This window comes from Lactiplantibacillus pingfangensis (assembly GCF_005404945.1).
Taxonomy (GTDB): domain Bacteria; phylum Bacillota; class Bacilli; order Lactobacillales; family Lactobacillaceae; genus Lactiplantibacillus; species Lactiplantibacillus pingfangensis.
This window is the reverse complement of record NZ_BJDG01000002.1, coordinates 56,830-73,490: the sequence shown is the minus strand read 5'-3', so window position 1 is coordinate 73,490 and position 16,661 is coordinate 56,830. Positions and strand designations below refer to the sequence as shown.

12 protein-coding genes, 1 other RNA gene and 1 other annotated feature are annotated in these 16,661 nt (G+C 45.5%); of the genes, 6 read left to right on the top strand and 7 right to left on the bottom strand.

The annotated features are described in order from the left end of the window. Positions 1-488 precede the first annotated feature (488 nt). From FFM74_RS00745 to ezrA, 5 genes are all read right to left on the bottom strand, one after another. Positions 489-3,158 (bottom strand): valine--tRNA ligase, encoded by a 2,670-nt coding sequence (locus FFM74_RS00745; RefSeq protein WP_137624745.1) that lies wholly within the window; start codon positions 3,156-3,158, stop codon positions 489-491. A 54-nt stretch (positions 3,159-3,212) separates the two neighbouring features. Next, positions 3,213-3,568: a binding site (T-box leader), on the bottom strand. A gap of 38 nt (positions 3,569-3,606) precedes the next feature. After that, positions 3,607-4,101: a thiol peroxidase gene (gene tpx, locus FFM74_RS00740; RefSeq protein WP_137624744.1), complete on the bottom strand. Its 495-nt coding sequence runs from the start codon at positions 4,099-4,101 to the stop codon at positions 3,607-3,609. A gap of 580 nt (positions 4,102-4,681) precedes the next feature. Next, positions 4,682-5,899: a tRNA uracil 4-sulfurtransferase ThiI gene (gene thiI, locus FFM74_RS00735; RefSeq protein ID WP_137624743.1), complete on the bottom strand. Its 1,218-nt coding sequence runs from the start codon at positions 5,897-5,899 to the stop codon at positions 4,682-4,684. 17 nt (positions 5,900-5,916) lie between these two features. After that, positions 5,917-7,071: a cysteine desulfurase family protein gene (locus FFM74_RS00730; RefSeq protein WP_137624742.1), complete on the bottom strand. Its 1,155-nt coding sequence runs from the start codon at positions 7,069-7,071 to the stop codon at positions 5,917-5,919. Positions 7,072-7,222: 151 nt separating this feature from the next. Next, on the bottom strand, positions 7,223-8,935 hold the full coding sequence (ezrA, locus tag FFM74_RS00725) for a septation ring formation regulator EzrA (RefSeq protein ID WP_137624741.1): 1,713 nt from the start codon (positions 8,933-8,935) through the stop codon (positions 7,223-7,225). 172 nt (positions 8,936-9,107) lie between these two features. Here ezrA and FFM74_RS00720 point away from each other — a divergent pair, with 172 nt between their 5' ends. Together FFM74_RS00720 and rpsD are read left to right on the top strand one after the other, a co-directional pair. Further along, positions 9,108-9,569 (top strand): GAF domain-containing protein, encoded by a 462-nt coding sequence (locus FFM74_RS00720; RefSeq protein WP_137624740.1) that lies wholly within the window; start codon positions 9,108-9,110, stop codon positions 9,567-9,569. A gap of 199 nt (positions 9,570-9,768) precedes the next feature. Further along, complete coding sequence (gene rpsD / locus FFM74_RS00715) at positions 9,769-10,377, top strand: 30S ribosomal protein S4 (RefSeq protein ID WP_137624739.1); 609 nt, start codon at positions 9,769-9,771, stop codon at positions 10,375-10,377. Positions 10,378-10,958: 581 nt separating this feature from the next. Here the strand turns inward: rpsD and FFM74_RS00710 are convergent. Then, positions 10,959-11,600 carry a DUF1054 domain-containing protein gene (locus tag FFM74_RS00710; RefSeq protein ID WP_223877121.1) on the bottom strand — a complete coding sequence of 214 codons (642 nt, stop codon included), beginning with the start codon at positions 11,598-11,600 and terminating at the stop codon, positions 10,959-10,961. Between the two features lie 54 nt (positions 11,601-11,654). On the opposite strand from FFM74_RS00710, the gene FFM74_RS00705 reads away from it, so the two are divergent. Then, entirely contained in the window at positions 11,655-12,116 is a 462-nt protein-coding gene (locus tag FFM74_RS00705) for a YueI family protein (RefSeq protein ID WP_137624738.1), read from the top strand. A 96-nt stretch (positions 12,117-12,212) separates the two neighbouring features. On the opposite strand, the gene gshAB is transcribed toward FFM74_RS00705, so the two are convergent. Next, on the bottom strand, positions 12,213-14,465 hold the full coding sequence (gene gshAB, locus FFM74_RS00700; RefSeq protein ID WP_137624737.1) for a bifunctional glutamate--cysteine ligase GshA/glutathione synthetase GshB: 2,253 nt from the start codon (positions 14,463-14,465) through the stop codon (positions 12,213-12,215). 138 nt (positions 14,466-14,603) lie between these two features. On the opposite strand from gshAB, the gene FFM74_RS00695 reads away from it, so the two are divergent. The 3 genes from FFM74_RS00695 (at position 14,604) to FFM74_RS00685 (ending at position 16,646) form a co-directional block, all read left to right on the top strand. Next, positions 14,604-15,884 (top strand): replication-associated recombination protein A, encoded by a 1,281-nt coding sequence (locus FFM74_RS00695; protein WP_137624736.1) that lies wholly within the window; start codon positions 14,604-14,606, stop codon positions 15,882-15,884. Between the two features lie 60 nt (positions 15,885-15,944). Beyond that, positions 15,945-16,133, top strand: a non-coding RNA gene (gene ssrS / locus FFM74_RS00690) — 6S RNA. A 237-nt stretch (positions 16,134-16,370) separates the two neighbouring features. Beyond that, positions 16,371-16,646, top strand: coding sequence for a hypothetical protein (locus FFM74_RS00685; RefSeq protein ID WP_137624735.1), 276 nt, complete (start codon positions 16,371-16,373; stop codon positions 16,644-16,646). Positions 16,647-16,661 lie beyond the last annotated feature (15 nt).

Sequence of the window (16,661 nt, the reverse complement as noted above, 5' to 3'; positions counted from 1 at the left end):
CGTCCGTGGCGTAATGCCGGCAAGAAACATGCCGCCCCAACGCCACCAGCACGACCGATGCCATCAGCGGCGACTTCCAGCTAATTTAACTGTTTTTAGGCTAGGTTTAGCGGAAGCAGGGAGAATCGTTGTGCTGTGTCGGTAAGATTGGCCGGCGTTCTTGGCCGCCTAATCTTACAGGGCGATTCAAAGACGCGGTCTGTCGGCTTTGAATCGAAGTTCCAGACCGCACTGTGGCTGGGACAGTCCCACCATAGCACAGCGATTCTGCCTGCCGGAGCGGGATCACCACTAATTTGGAAGTGCCTGTTGCCTATATGACAGTGTTTATGAGTCCTTTTGTCCTTTCAACCTTCAGTTAGACTCGTTATATGACGCGAGACCGACACCAAGTCAAGCTAACTTCAATGACATATTTTACCCTTTTTCGGCTGGAACAACAAAAAGTCTACCAAACCTGAAACGGTCTGATAGACTTTTGTCGTGATCTAAGCTTGAGCTTTAATATCGGCTAATCGTTGCTTGGTGGCAGCGAGTTTGCTTTCATTGTCAGCGAGTTTTTCTTTTTCGCTATTAACAACGGCTTCTGGTGCGCTTGCAACAAAGCGTTCGTTACCGAGCTTCTTAGTTGCCCGTGTCACTTCGCTTTCAAACTTAGCTTGTTCTTTTTCAAGCTTCTTAACTTCTTCATTCAAATCAACCAATTCAGCCAGTGGGATGTAAAGTTCCGCATCACTGATCACTTGCGTCATCGCTAACTTAGGTGCTTCCACATCCGCCCCAATGACTAAGGTCTTTGGATGGGCAAAACGGTCAATATAATCTTCATTAGTCTTGAAGACTTTTTGCAACCGTTCGCTATCCGTCTTGATCAACAAGTCAACTGCTGAAGACATCTTCGCGTTGGCCTCAGCTCGAATACTCCGAACTGCGGTGATCAACTCGATTAGTGACGCCATATCATTTTCAGCTGCCTCGTCTTCAAAGTTCGCATGTGCAACTGGATAGTCGGCAACGACCAAGGACTTCCCAACGTGTGGCATTGATAACCAAATCTTTTCAGTAACGAATGGCATGATTGGGTGAAGTAAGCGTAACGTTTGATCCAAGACATAGGCCAAAACGTTTTGGGTATTAGCCTTGGCTTGAGCATCGTCACCAGTTAAGATGGCCTTACTCATTTCAATATACCAATCACAGAAATCGTTCCAGATAAAGTTATACAAGGCCCGGCCAGCTTCACCAAAATCAAATTTTTCGAAGCAGTCAGTCACTTGCTTAACCGTGGCGTTCAAACGACTCAAGATCCATTTATCAGCTAAGGTCCAATCTGATTGTGCTGGTAGCGTTGGCTTTTCCATGTCACCCAAGTTCATGATGACATAGCGGCTCGCGTTCCAAATCTTGTTAATAAAGTTCCAGGCCGAATCCATCTTCGTATAACTAAAACGAACATCTTGACCAGCTGTGGAACCATTTGACAAGAACCAACGGAGGGCATCGGCACCGTACTTCTTAATGACATCCATTGGGTCAATCCCGTTACCTAAGGACTTACTCATCTTGCGACCTTGTTCATCACGAATTAAGCCATGCAATAAAACGTTCTTAAATGGCCGCCGCCCAGTAAATTCAAGGCTTTGGAACATCATGCGTGAAACCCAGAAGAAGATGATATCATAGCCGGTAACTAAGGTGTTGGTTGGGAAGTAGCGCTTAAAGTCCGCCGCATCTTCATTTGGCCAACCCATCGTTGAAAATGGCCAGAGTGCACTTGAGAACCAAGTATCCAAGACATCTGGATCTTGTTCCCAATTTTCAATATCCTTCGGTGGTTCAACATCCACGTAAGTTTCACCAGTGGTCTTATTGTACCAAGCTGGAATTTGATGACCCCACCAGAGTTGTCGCGAAATAACCCAATCATGAACATTTTCCATCCATTGATTAAACGTTTCCTCGAAACGATCTGGTACAAAGTTAACTTTATCGTCACCCTTTTGATTCTTAAGAGCTTGCGCTGCTAACGGCTTCATCTTCACAAACCATTGCGTTGATAAGCGCGCTTCAACTTGAACGCCGGTCCGTTCAGAATGTCCAACACTGTGCACGATTGGATCAATTTTAATCATCAAGTCTTGGTCTTGCAAATCCTTGACCATCGCTTTACGTGCTTCAAACCGGTCCATGCCTTCGTATTTACCAGCATTGGCATTCATTGACGCGTCTTCATTCATTGTGTTGATGCGTTTCAAATCATGCCGATTACCAACTTGGAAGTCATTCGGGTCATGGGCTGGCGTAATCTTAACCATCCCAGTCCCAAATTCAGGATCAACGTAAGCATCCGCAATGATTGGAATCGGACGTTCGGCAAGTGGTAAAATCACTTCTTTACCAACGAGTTCCTTATACCGGTCATCACTTGGATTAACCGCAACCGCCGTATCACCCATCATCGTTTCTGGACGAGTAGTGGCAATTTCAATGTAATGCTTACCATTGAATGTGTAATCCTTGTCCGCGAATGGGTATTTTACATGGTAGAAAGCGCCTTTATCATCTTGGTGAATCACTTCAATATCTGACAAAGCGGTCCGTGCTTGTGGATCCCAGTTAATGATATATTCGCCACGATAAATTAGGCCCTTTTTGTATAACGTGACGAAGACCTTTTTAACCGCGTCAGACAAACCTTCATCCATGGTGAAGCGTTCACGAGAATAATCAAGTGAAAGTCCCATTTTACCCCATTGTTGTTTGATGATTGACGCGTATTCGTCCTTCCAATCCCAAACTTGTTGGACAAACTTTTCACGGCCAAGGTCATAACGACTAATCCCTTGTTCACGTAATTTGGCTTCAACTTTAGCTTGAGTGGCAATCCCGGCATGGTCCATCCCTGGTAACCAGAGCGTATCAAACCCTTGCATCCGTTTTTGACGAATAATAATATCCTGCAACGTGGTATCCCAAGCATGGCCTAAATGCAACTTACCCGTAACATTTGGCGGCGGAATAACGATGGAATAGGGTTTAGCTTTTTTATCGCCCGAAGGCTTGAATAAATCTTCATCCAACCAAGTTTGATAACGACCCTTTTCAACGGCGGTCGGATCATACTTAGTCGGCATATCAGTGGTTAATTCTTCTGACATTTGCGGACATCCTTTCTTTGTCTTGGCATCAAAAAAGCCTATTCATCCTAACTTAATTAGGACGAATAGACTTCGCGGTACCACCTAAATTTAAAGAGCGTTATTAGCGACGGTCAGCTACCGAGCATTGCCTAGTGACTGATAGAATGCGCTTTTGGCATTTTATCAGTCACGTAGCAAGCACAGGTCGCTGTCGCTAATAGCGCGTTTCGGCAATTTAGCTTCGCCGCGCTACTCTTCACACTTAAACATTATTGTTAACGAACGGCGTATCCGTCCGGTCAGCCTTACTCAACTTTCAGGCCAACAGCTCGCAAGCTACCTTCGCTTAAAATCCCAACGAAAACTTACAGCGCCGTTTTCTTTCTGGAGATGGGACGAGAAACTACTCTCTTGCTCATTGCTTGAATGTTCCTATTGTAATCAATTTCTAATCGGTCGTCAATGCTTAGTCAAATTGCTTTAAAGCTTCTAAAGCGGCGACATAGTTTGGTTCATGAGACATTTCAGGGACAATTTCGTGATAAACCACTTTACCAGCAGCATCAACCACATAAATCGCACGAGCTAACGTCCCATTATTTGGCAAGTATAAATTGGTCGCATAGCCGAAGGAAAGGTCTTCATCCGAAACAACCGTCAAGTTTTTGACGCCTTCCTTGGCACACCAGCCAGCTTGATCCGCAATTGAATTATTTGAAACGGCCAAAAATTGAATATGTGGGTACTGGTCGGCTTGTTGATTGAACTTTTTCGTTTGAATCGAGCAGACCCGAGTATCAATATCGGGCATGACAGAAATCAACACGGGTTTGCCTAAAAGATCTTTGGTCTTGAGTTTCTCATTATGCGTCGTGAACACTTTAAATTTTGGTAATTCAGCACCATCTTTTAAAGGTTCGCCAACTAAGTCTAACGGCTGATCATGATATAATACTTGCACAGCAAACACCCCTTCAATAACTTGATTAAGCTAACAATTACTAGTTCAACTAGTATGCTTCAAATGTACCGCAAAGTCGGGACAGTCGCAAACAATAACTTTAGAAATCGTCGAATTATGACCACACTTTTCCACCGCGACTAGTTTGGCTAGCCTGAACTTGACAGCGTTGTACTTAGCTCTCAGGTATTAAAAAAACGCGTCTCAGCAGTTAAACTGAAACGCGTTTTTGACGAATTCAATTATCATTTTAAAGGTGGAAAAAACAAAAGGACTCGTAAACACTGTCATACAGGCACTGCCAAATTAGTGGTGATCCCATCGGTCGTGAATGTGGCGTTGGGTCGGCGTGTTTCTTGCCGGCGTTACGCCACGGACGGTCCGGGACACTTGCGAGTTGTGCAAGGGGTTCGGGCGAGGATCAAGACGTTTCTCAGGCTTGACCCGGTCCCACGGCCGCATGTTATCAGTGGCGACTGGAAGCGGCCATGGCAACTAATCTTCATACCCTAATCATCGACACGGTAAGACTTACTCACGAGTTTAATCTTGCAACCTTTAATTATCATAAACTGGAATTTTACAGCAATTCTGCAAAAACTTCTTCTTGAGTATTCATGTAATTCTCGCCAGGTTTGATTTCTGTCACTTTAATGCCGGCCATCGCACGTTGCATCAACCCGTCAACATCAATCCGTTCTTCATAAGCACGCGAACGATCAAGCTTAGGATGGGTCTTTGGTGCCGGTGGCGCAAAAATCGTGCAACAATCTTCAAATGGCATGATTGACAAGTTGTAAGTGTCAATCTCTTCGGCGATCTTAATGATTTCAGTCTTATCCATTGAAATCACTGGTCGCAACACTGGCAACGCCGTGACATCATTGATGGCAATCATACTATCCATCGTTTGTGACGCCACTTGTCCTAAGGATTCCCCATTAAAAATGGCTTTACCGTGACGTTCACGCGTAATGGCATCCATCAAACGCATCATCAAGCGACGTTGAACGGTCATCAGATAACCTTCAGGGACTTTTTCTTTAATCTCTTCTTGGATTTCCGTAAATGGAATCTGGATAAACTTCACGCTACCAGAATAGCTGGCCAAAGTTGATGCCAATTGCTTCGCCTTAGCTAGTGCTTGTTCACTCGTGTATGGCGGACTGAAGAAATGAACCATTTCCATGTTAACGCCACGCTTCATGCCAAGGTAACCGGCAACTGGCGAATCAATCCCGCCAGATAACATCAACATCCCTTTGCCGGCCGTCCCAACTGGCAACCCACCAGCACCTTGAATCGTTTCGGACGACAAGAAAATCCCATTAGGACGCACTTCGACACGAATCACAATATCCGGTTGCTTCATTTTAACTTGAATCCCGTCAACGTGATCTAAAATTTGACCACCCAACATATCATTAATGGCATTCGTGTCATATTCGAAGTTATGATCGGAACGACGCGTGTATACTTTAAACGTCATGCCTGGTTTAAATTGTGCCTTAACCATTTCAATCGCCGTTGCATAGACCGCGTCCATCTCTTGGGGCACGCGGATACTAGGAGAAAAGTTTTGAATCCCAAAAACGAGCTTCAAGCGACCGATCACTTTGGCAGCATCTTCGCCATTTAAAGCGATATGCATCCGGTCACGGTCTGCATGAACTTTAAGTTCTGGAAAATCGTGCAGTGCTTTGCGGACGTTACGGCCTAAACTATCAATAAAGTTACGTTTATTTTTACCTTTAGTTGAGAGTTCACCGTAACGCACCATAATTTCAGTGTATTGCATGGACAAGTTCCTTTCAGTTAGGCGTCTGCGTTAATTTTAGAAAACTTTTTATATAAGTTATCGAACACCTTGTTAAATTCGTCGGCTTCCGCTAAGGTATTATTTTCATCCAGACTAATCCGAATCGCACTAGTCGCGACGGCTTCCGGCGTATGCATCGCCATTAACGTGCTTGAAGCCAAGTGCTTCTTAGATGAGCAAGCACTCGTGGTCGAAATATAAATCCCCTGATCTTCAAACGCGTGGACGATGGTTTCGCCACGCACCCCGTTAATCGTGAAACATAAAATATGGGGCGCAAAGCCGTCAGTCGGTTGACTGAAAATCGTCACTTTGTTGAAAGTCGTAATATGGTCATAAATCCGCTGTTTGATGGCCCGTTCACGAGCAACTTTTTCAGGTTCATCCGTTAATAACAGCCGTAACGCTTTTGCCATCCCAGCAATTGCGGGAACATTTTCAGTCCCAGAACGCCAATTATTTTCTTGACCGCCACCCGTCATCAGCGGTGCTAGCTTGCGACCTTGGCGGGCATAGATGAAGCCGACACCCCGAGGCGCATGGAACTTATGCCCCGAAAAGGTCACAAAATCCACGCGGTCATTCATAATCATGTCTTGAATGCCTTTACCAATTCCTTGGACCGCATCAATATGAAAATGAATCTTTGGGTATTGCTTTAAGACGTCAGCCACTTCAGTCAGCGGTTGAATCGTCCCAATTTCATTGTTAACTGCCATAACGGAAACCAGAATTGTATCTGGTCGAATGGCAGCTTTCAAGTCAGCAATCGAAATGCGACCTTCTTTGTCCACTGGCAAGTAAGTGACGTCAAAGCCGAGTTCTTTCAGCTGTTCCATCGAATTATGAATCGCCGGGTGTTCCACCGCAGTCGTAATTAAATGTTTGCCAAATGTTCGCTTGGCCATCGCGGTGCCCTTCACAACCCAGTTGTCACCTTCCGTCCCACCAGAGGTAAAGAAGATTTCATTTGGTTTAGCCCCAATCAAGTCGGCAATTTGTTGACGCGACTGTTCTAATAAATGAAAAGCCGTTTCACCAAAGTTGTGCAGACTAGATGGATTACCCCAAACTTGTTGCGAGACCTTCGCATAGGTCTCCACTACTGATGGTGCGGCTTGGGTCGTCGCACTATTATCAAAATAAATCATTCTAAAGCCTTCACTTTCCCTAAAAGCCGTACTAAGCACGGACTTTCGATAAGAATTCTTTGCAATTATACCAAATAACCGCCGTGAAACAAGCCTTTTTGTTTCGAGTCCAAGCAAAAGGCCACCTTTTGACAGTGGCCTCAATGACTGCTTATGACTGTGACTCAGCTTGCTTTTGCGTGTAATAACTGTCTTCAATTCGCTTATAAGCGCCCGCGTCGACTTTATCAACGGCCGTCGCAATCACTTCTAAGCTATGTGCATAATCATGTTCTTCATTAAATAATCGTTGTGCTTCAACACTGGCTTCCTGAACTTCTTCATGATTGGTTTTATAGCGATTGGCATATTGTAACAACTGTTCCGACAACACGGCTGAATCAATCAAATCAGTCGTCTTCTCTTTCAACGTTGCCATATCCGCTTGAATCACAATGAGTTGTTTGGTGATGTCATCCATATTAATTACTAATTTATTAATATCGTGATCTAAGCGCTCAATTTCTTTAGTGACAACCATGAAATAATCGAGGTAATCTTTTGGTAAGCCCGGTAAATTCAAGTTTTCCACTTGGCGTTTGATCGCATGAATTTCAAAGTCAAACCGTTGTAACGTGTCGTGTGCCTTGGCTTCTTCGGCAGCTAAACCGGCGACGGCATCATTGATGGCCACCTGTTCAGCTTCAATCCCAGTCAATTGTTTATCTTGATCAACATAGTGACCGGCAATTTCACTGAATACCGCCTGATTCGTCGTCAACGCGGTCGTGTCCGCCTGAAAAACGGCTTGAATATTTTTAAGCTGTTCGCCAAGTTCACGCGTCCGTTCAACTTCATGATCATTTAACGCATAACTTTGCGCTAAACGGTCCAGTTCAACTTGTAGCCGTTGATTTTGATTCGTGGCATGCGTCAAGAATTGACTGATTTCGTCTTGCTTTTGATCGACGACCGCTTTGGCATCAATTTCAACTTGCATCACGTCGTATAAATGATCAATCCGTTTTTCGATGGCATGGTTGCCAGCCTCAGCGTCGGAAACACGCAACTCACCGAGTAACTTAATGTTGTCATCAATCGCCTTGGTCAACGCATGAATTTCTGGTTCAATCTTCGCAACTTCAAAATGAAAATGTTGCTCAGTCAATTGTTGATAACCAGTTTCAAGTTCGCTCAATTGATCTGGGAAACCGCTGACTAAATCTTTATAGATCGGTGGCACGCGATCAATATCCATTTCCAAGGCACTCGTATCATGCCGCAATTTATCTAAGACTTGTTCCGCTGCGTCATGATCGCCAGCTTTGGCTAATTGAGAAAACTTGTCAAAATCACTCTCCAAGTTGGCCAGTTGATCTTCCAAGCGGTCAATACTAGGTCCGAAAGAAAAGTTTTGCGAAAGCAACGTTTTACGCAAGTCCTGATACTTTTTCTCCAAGCGGGCAACCGCTTGCCGGTGCGCTTGATCAGCATTATCTAAAGCTTGCAACCCTTCGGTAATCGTCCCAATCTTCGTTTCAATTGCAGTTAAAGATTGTGTCACCTTTTTAATGTTCTGGTTGGCGTCCATAAACTTAATACTGTGGGCGGCGGCAGTAATTTCGGTTAAGCGCTCATCAATGGCTGGCAAACGATCATTCCGTAAGACCTGCCCATCATTTTGCAGCGTTTCTAGTTTTGCCAGTGATCCGCCGGTTAAGGCTAGTCCTTCGATTTTTTCAAAGTCGATTGCCTGAGCTTGTTCGACTAACGCCTGTTTCTGTGCCGTTAACTGTCGAACCTGTTTATCTATGTACAGTTGAAAGCCCTTGATCGCAGCGTAAATCACAAGCGCGACAACCACAATACCGATTGCTACTTGCATATGAATACCCCTTACTTAAATTAAATTAATGACAGCTCGTTTGGTTGCGGATTCACCCTGTCGAACCGCAGCCTTGCTTTTTGCTTAATTTCCAATTAAAATCTAACCTAAATTATAGCATACCCGCAATTATCAATCAGTATGAAATTGTCAACTTATAGGAGGATTTTTCATGTCAGAGACCCAAACTTCACTCATGAACCAACAATTAGACGCCCTGCTTTATCACGAAACTAACTTGGTGGCGAATTTAGCCAATGCCAGTGCGTTAATTAACGACACATACACCGACCTCAATTGGGCTGGTTTCTACCTTTATAATTCCGAAACTGAAACACTAGATCTTGGCCCGTTCCAAGGCAAGGTTGCCTGTATGCACATTAAAGTCGGCGCCGGCGTTGTCGGAACGGCCTTTAAAGACCAACAAGTTCACCGGGTGGCCAACGTTCATGAGTTCCCTGGGCACATCGCTTGCGACAGTGCTAGTAACGCCGAAATTGTCGTGCCACTAACTAAAAACGGTCGCAAAATTGGCGTCATGGATATCGACTCCCCTTCACTTGACCGTTTCACGGCCGAAAATGAATTAGAGCTCGCCGAATTCGCGAAGATCCTCGTGCAACACATTGACTAAAGTAAGTCGGCATGCTATGCTACTCTTTGTGTAAAATAATGCAGCAGTGAGTGGGTAAGCTCGTCAACAGATTGGTGCCACTTATTGGTCAGTTAGTAACCTGCGGCTGCAATGGCGAAAACTGCAGTTCAATCTGAACGAATATCGAACTCACATCGGATTATTTTACTCCAACTAAAATTATTGGAGGAAACAACATATGTCTCGTTATACAGGTCCAAGTTGGAAGATCTCCCGTCGTTTGGGAATGTCTCTTTCAGGTACTGGTAAAGAATTAGCTCGTCGCCCTTATGCACCTGGTGATCATGGTCAAGGTCGTCACTCAAAGCTTTCTGAATACGGTACCCAATTACGTGAAAAGCAAAAGTTACGGATGATGTACGGTTTAACTGAACGTCAATTCTCTAACTTATTTATCAAAGCTGGTAAAATCCGCGAAGGTAAGCATGGTGTTAACTTCATGATCTTACTCGAACGTCGTTTAGACAACATGGTTTACCGCTTAGGTTTGGCTACCACTCGTCGCCAAGCTCGTCAATTGGTTAACCATGGTCACATCACTGTTGATGGCAAACGTGTTGACATCCCTTCATACGAAGTGCAAGTCGGCCAAGTTGTCTCAGTTCGTGAAAAGTCTAAGAAGTTAATCGTCATCACCGGTGCAGTTGAAGCCGTTGTTTCACGTCCTAACTTCGTTCAATTCGACGCTGATAAGCTTGAAGGTTCATTAACTCGCTTACCACAACGTGAAGAACTTGAAGCAGACATCGACGAATCACTTATCGTTGAATACTACAACAAACTTTAATTTCCAGTTATTAAAACACGTCGCAATTGCGGCGTGTTTTTTTGTATCTTGAGGCTGGAGATCAACCTAAACTAGGCCGCTTTCGGTGGTGTGTCATTCCATTTACTGTGGGGGACAGTTCCAGCCTAAAGTGCGGTCTGGAACCTCGCTTTCAAGCCTTAAAAACAAGTCTTGAAAGGCGCCCGTGGTGTAAGCGCAACCTGCATGCGCTAACGCCACCCACACAGTAAATTCCACGACACACCACCTGCAGCTTGACAGTAAAGACAAACTAAAATAACGTCAGTATGATTGTATTGACATTACTTTAGTAATAAAACAGCCTTGATCGAATGACCCACCCCAGAAGTCAGTCGGTTAGTGTGGACGTGCTGAAAATTCTCTTAGCTGAGTGCATTGCTCGGCTTAGAGAATAGACATCTTTCAAGCTTTGCTGCCTTTGGCAAAGCTTGAAAGTGAGGTTGGCGACCGCTTTTTGGCGCCAACCGGTCCCAGCTCGGTAATACTAACCGACTGACTGGCGGGACTCGTTCAAAAACTTTTATCTTGGAGTCTTTATGCTTTGGGAAAAGCCCAGTCGGCTATTTTCTCCCTACCCCAGCCATAATTGGTAAATAAATTGGCAGTAGTGTTTTGAAGGTCTCTTGGATAAAGGCTAATTGTGCCGCTTCATCGGCTAACAGTGGCGAGTCCAGCATAATGGCCCGTCCAGCTACTAATTCGCTGTGCTTATATTGTGCAAAGCGGTCAAGCACCGCGGTGATTGCTTCAGGTGTTGCCGGCTGCATCTTCGCGACGCTGTGATCATGACTAATTAAATAGTCGCTAGGCAATTGACTGAATAGCTTTTGTAAGTCTGCCGGCGTGATGCTTGCCTGCACTGCAGCTTTCCCCTCATCAAGAATGTCAAAATAACAAAACAGACGATCCGGCCACAATCCTAATTCAAAATGCGGCAATGCTTTGTAACTGCGCTTATTCTCACTGAAAGCTACCCAGGTGTCGACGGGTGGATTCTTGAAGCGACGCAAGTGCTTGGCAATATGCGGATAAAAGGTTAGGCCACTCGCTTCCAGGATTGGTAGGAGTTGCGGCGTCACGGCCTCAAATTTAGGATCAATCACCGTTTTAATTTGAGCCATGCGTCCCGCTAAGGTCGGGTCATCAAATAAGTCAAAGTCTGATTTTGTAAACACAGTTTTCCCTGCTTTCGTTTTTCGCATTTAACTCTGGAACATGCTACAATTATATGATAATCAGAGAAAGGATGTTTGACAATGGCTGACAAAGAAATGCAACCCGTTGATCGGATTCAAAGCGCGATGCATGGGACTCCACAACTTCATCCAGATGAACAAAATAAATATCTGGGCACATTTCGTGAACGTGTCGAAGTTGCCGTCACCGTCTACCAAATCAAGCGCCATCATTATGTGGACCAACTCAGTCTGGCTTTCACAGCACACCCAGATTACCGCCTATACATTAATGGCAATCTTGATCAAGACATACTTGGTCCTTACTTGCAAGCTGCGGCCAAAGCCAACGTGCAGTTCACCATCAAAACGGATGATAGTTACCGAACTGGCGATGAAAATTATGCCCTAGTTTTCACGGCGGCTACCGCCATCAATCAAGATGTGATTGATATCGATCAACGTTATCCACTCAATACCGCCCAACCCGGAACACCGCAAAAATCAACTGGCTTATTTGGAAAATTAAAAAAATTATTTTAAAACTGAAAACATCAGCTCGTCACAACTTGAAGCACTGCCTCAAGTCATCACGAGCTGATGTTTTTTTGATTATTAGCGAAAAAATGTCACCCAGGACTAAATTTCTGGGAATAACGTTTTTAATAATTGCGCCGCCACTGGTTGACTGGCCCCAAACATTGGAAAAATATGCGGATATAAGAATGGTGCCGCATGAATCCCTAGATAGACGGCCATTTCAGGATGTTCTGGTGTAAATTCCGCATATAGATTTGGAATCATCACGTCCACCCCTGCGACTTTGAGCTTTAAGTCGGCCGCAAGTTTTTCGACGGCATCAATGTATGACTGATGCATATCGCCGGTTGCATCTAAAACGTCGGCCCCATTGCCAAAGGTCGCATCTTCGCGAAGCAGGATCTGAGTGCCGCGACTAACAATCGTATCTAAATCTAAGTGATATGATTTGAGCCGATAGCGTTCGACCGTCCCTAATTTCAACTCAGACTGTGGCTTTTCAAAGGCGGTCCCGCGCAGTGGCCGGGCATTTTTACGCGCTAACAGCTCTTGAACGGTTGTCCGCCCATCGCCGACAATATTGGCTGGTAGCCGTTCAACGATTGCTTTAACTTGCCCATCAATAACTAGGAACCGATAGCTCGAGGCCACAATCAACTCTTCGGCCATGACTGACTTGGTCTGCTCAAATAGCTGACGAACAACTTGCTCAAACAACGCCCGTTCCGGCATAATCCGAAAAGCAACCACGGCCCGAGTCGTTTCGGTGCCTTTAAGCACGATCCCGCCACCGGCCGCATAACGATCGTAATCATCAATTAATTGATTGGCTGAACGATAAGTTTGCGACGCCGGCACTTGCACCCCTTGCTCAGCCATGATTTGTTTAGCGGCGGCTTTGTGTGCTAAGACAGTCGTCAAGGCCTGTGGATTCAAATCCGTGCCGCTACCGTCAACAACTAGTTGTGCTGACTTACCGTGCGTCAAGCGTAAAATATTAGCGGGCGCATCAACAATATCAACTTTGACGCCCCGTGCTAACGCTTGTTCAGCCAATAGTTGACTCGACAAATTCAAGTCAGTGAAGCCGGGTAAACGAAACGGTTCTGCCAGTGCCGCAGCTTGTGACTGTTTAGCCTGTTTGATTGCCCAGTTTAAGAGATCTGGTTGTTGCGCAACTTGGGCACTCGGCGTCAATTTGGGATCAGTCACACGGGCCTTCAAATGCCGCAATAGAACGGTATCACTGGCTGGTAACCCATAGGCTTTGGCAAAGTCGGCCAAAGCATCCAAAACTTGACTAGCCGGTTGCGCTTGGGCACTCGCTGTGGTTGGATTTTCCATCGTCACTTGGGTGGTCAACTGGTCAGCCTGTGCATTCACCTGACTAACCATCGCCGTTGGTAGCGCCGGCATCATGACAAAATAGCTGGCCAACAACCGCATAAATTCAATCGCATTTTGATCGACACCAGTCGCCTTGGTTGGGTCCAAATCGAGGCCACAATATTCCAAATAATAAACGCCCTGGCGGCCAAGCGTCGTCAAAGATCCGGTACTTCTAAACCGAACTGGCCCGTCAAAATCACTGACCGCAACAAGCTTGTGGCTCCGAACAGCCGCCTGTAACTTCGCGACATACCGATCAATTGACGTATAGTCACCTTGAACGGCACTCTTGCGCCCTGCCGGACCGTGGACACTCGTTCGTTGCCGTTTGGCAGTGGCCTCCGCAACACGCAACGTGGGGGTCGCGCCAAACAAGTATTGAATTAACCAATTCATCCGCACGAAACCTTGTGCCACTTTTAAATAAATGGCATTGCGAAACTCAACATAACTTGAATAGTGTTGATGGAACGTTTCGGCATATAATCGCGTAAATAATTGTTCATTAAAGCTGAGGTTCACGTGAACGCCAGTCGTCATCAACTTCTCAAGTTGATAGTGCTGACTTTGTTGTTGACGGCGTTTAAACCCAACTTCATCTGCTTCGGCAAATGGAATTTTGGTTAAATCAGTTGGGAGAATTGGGGTACTTGATAACGGCCACAAATAATCTTCGGCAGCTAATGCTCGCCGAGCCGTTGTGTTCAAACCAGCTAAATATGACATCAGTGACGGCAGATCAGCCATCGCCGGGGTGGTTAATTTTAATTGCGTCTGCGCAAAGGCATTGTGAATCTGCGGATTCTGCCGCTGACTGCCAAAGACTTGCGGATAGGGCTGAGTGGAAAGTTTCCCCTGAGCATTGACGCGCTGCATGGTCACTTCTAGCCCCACGTTGGATTGACTGACCAGTGGCACTAATTGGTACTGCATCATTGCTTTTCCAATTGCATCGACTTCCATATTTTTATCCATCCTTATTATCTTGATAATTTCGTTGTATCATATGGCGGGCTATCGGTCAACGTTGAAGCCAATCAATCGGCGCAAACGGCCGCAAATGCTATAATAATTAAGACTAGTTTTTGTAAGGAGGGTATTATGCAACAACCATTAGCCTATCGCATGCGTCCCAAAACAATTGAAGAAGTTGTCGGCCAACAACAGTTAGTTGGCCCCGGCAAAATCATTGCGAGAATGGTTAAAGCCAAGCGCTTATCTTCAATGATTTTATACGGGCCACCAGGTACTGGCAAGACCAGCATTGCCAGTGCGATTGCTGGCTCGACCAAATATGCGTTTCGCATGTTGAATGCCGCCACCGATAGTAAGAAACAGCTACAAATCGTCGCCGAAGAAGCTAAAATGAGCGGCACGGTCATTTTACTGTTGGATGAAATCCACCGATTAGATAAAACCAAACAAGACTTTCTCTTGCCCCATTTGGAAAGTGGCCGCATTATTTTGATTGGCGCGACAACCGAAAATCCGTACATCAGTATTAATCCGGCCATCCGTAGCCGGACGCAAATTTTTGAAGTACAGTCACTGATGCCGAACGATATTGAAATTGCCGTCAAACGTGCCTTAACGGATGACGAACGCGGCCTCGGTCACTATCATGTTGACCTAGAACCAGCGGCGATGCACCATTTGTGTACCGCAACGAATGGCGATTTACGTAGCGCGCTGAACGGCCTTGAATTAGCGGTGCTCTCTTCTAAAGATGACAGCCAAACTGGCGTGACCATCACACAAGCAATTATCGAAGAATGTCTCCAAAAGAAGGCCCTCTCCGCAGATAAAGACGGTGATGCCCATTACGATGTCATCTCGGCATTTCAAAAATCAATTCGGGGCTCTGATGCAAATGCCGCGCTTCATTACATGGCACGGCTAGTCGAAGCTGGCGATTTAAAGAGCATTATGCGGCGTTTGATGGTCATCGCCTATGAAGATGTCGGCTTAGCCAATCCCGCCGCCTGTGCTCATGCAGTTGCAGCTTGTCAGGCAGCCGATCAGCTAGGGTTACCCGAAGCGCGGATTCCCCTAGCGAATGCGGTCATCGAACTCGCCTTATCGCCAAAATCAAACTCAGCCATGGGCGCGATTGATGGCGCATTGGACAAAGTTCGCAGTGGCCACTTCGGTGATATTCCGGCGGACTTAAAGGACGCCCACTATTCCGGTGCCGCTAAATTAGGCCATGGGGTTGGCTACGACTATCCCCATGATCACCCGGGAGATTGGGTTGCACAACAATATTTACCAGATGCGATTAAGCACGCTGAATATTACCAGCCTAAGTCCAACGGCCGCTATGAAACTGCCCTTGGTGAACAATATAAAAAATTATTAAAAGCTAACCAAAGAAACCGCTAACATCCTTATCGCCAGTACAATCATTGCAACTTTTATTTTAATATGCTAGACTAATAGTCGAAATTACTAAGGTGTGCGCATTGCTCTAAACAAAGTGTTGCCGAACAATTAATACTACTTTGGGATTGGCTTTAGGTAGTCATCATAACATGCCTTATCATTTGGTAGTTAGAAGGCTATACAGCCGATCCCACCTGCCTTGAAGCGGGTCAATACTGAAGGGCGACTAACGGCACCACTAGTTTTTTTCGGAAGGAAACTTCCGTGGGTCAGGACTTGTCCTGGCCCTTTTTTGTTGAGTGTGAACGAGGACGGTTTGAGGGTGAGCATTGCCTAGCTAACCACAAAATGCGTTTTGTGCATTCTGTGGCTAGCGTAGCAAGCGGAACCCTCAGTCCGAGCGAACACGTTACGACCATTCAACTAAAACCGCACCATTGAAAACAGCCAACAAATACCTAATTTTTTTCAGGAGGCGTCCAACTTTTGATCACCCTACCCTTAATCCTCTACACCGTAATCGCTGCCGGACTTGGTTACTACCTCGTTCGTCATCAAAATAAACGTTTTCTCACTTTTGATCCGACAGCGTCTGCCACAGTCCGGCATATTGCCCGTTATGGTGGATGCTTGATGTTACTGGTTGCAATCGGTAGCGCCATTACCATATTCTATCAAAGTACTGTCATTATTGCGTTAGTGCTCGCGAGCGGTTGTTTAATTATGATGGCAATTGGCCTGCTACTCATCAGTTTCATGTAAATCGAGAGAAAACGC

What these genes read in the sequence shown, in the direction of transcription:
- FFM74_RS00745 (WP_137624745.1), bottom strand. Translation starts at nt 3,158, where the DNA reads ATGTCAGAAGAATTAACCACTGATATGCCGACTAAGTATGATCCGACC.
- thiI (WP_137624743.1), bottom strand. Translation starts at nt 5,899, where the DNA reads ATGCAATACACTGAAATTATGGTGCGTTACGGTGAACTCTCAACTAAA.
- FFM74_RS00730 (WP_137624742.1), bottom strand. Translation starts at nt 7,071, where the DNA reads ATGATTTATTTTGATAATAGTGCGACGACCCAAGCCGCACCATCAGTA.
- ezrA (WP_137624741.1), bottom strand. Translation starts at nt 8,935, where the DNA reads ATGCAAGTAGCAATCGGTATTGTGGTTGTCGCGCTTGTGATTTACGCT.
- FFM74_RS00720 (WP_137624740.1), top strand. Translation starts at nt 9,108, where the DNA reads ATGTCAGAGACCCAAACTTCACTCATGAACCAACAATTAGACGCCCTG.
- rpsD (WP_137624739.1), top strand. Translation starts at nt 9,769, where the DNA reads ATGTCTCGTTATACAGGTCCAAGTTGGAAGATCTCCCGTCGTTTGGGA.
- FFM74_RS00710 (WP_223877121.1), bottom strand. Translation starts at nt 11,600, where the DNA reads ATGCGAAAAACGAAAGCAGGGAAAACTGTGTTTACAAAATCAGACTTT.
- FFM74_RS00705 (WP_137624738.1), top strand. Translation starts at nt 11,655, where the DNA reads ATGGCTGACAAAGAAATGCAACCCGTTGATCGGATTCAAAGCGCGATG.
- gshAB (WP_137624737.1), bottom strand. Translation starts at nt 14,465, where the DNA reads ATGGAAGTCGATGCAATTGGAAAAGCAATGATGCAGTACCAATTAGTG.
- FFM74_RS00695 (WP_137624736.1), top strand. Translation starts at nt 14,604, where the DNA reads ATGCAACAACCATTAGCCTATCGCATGCGTCCCAAAACAATTGAAGAA.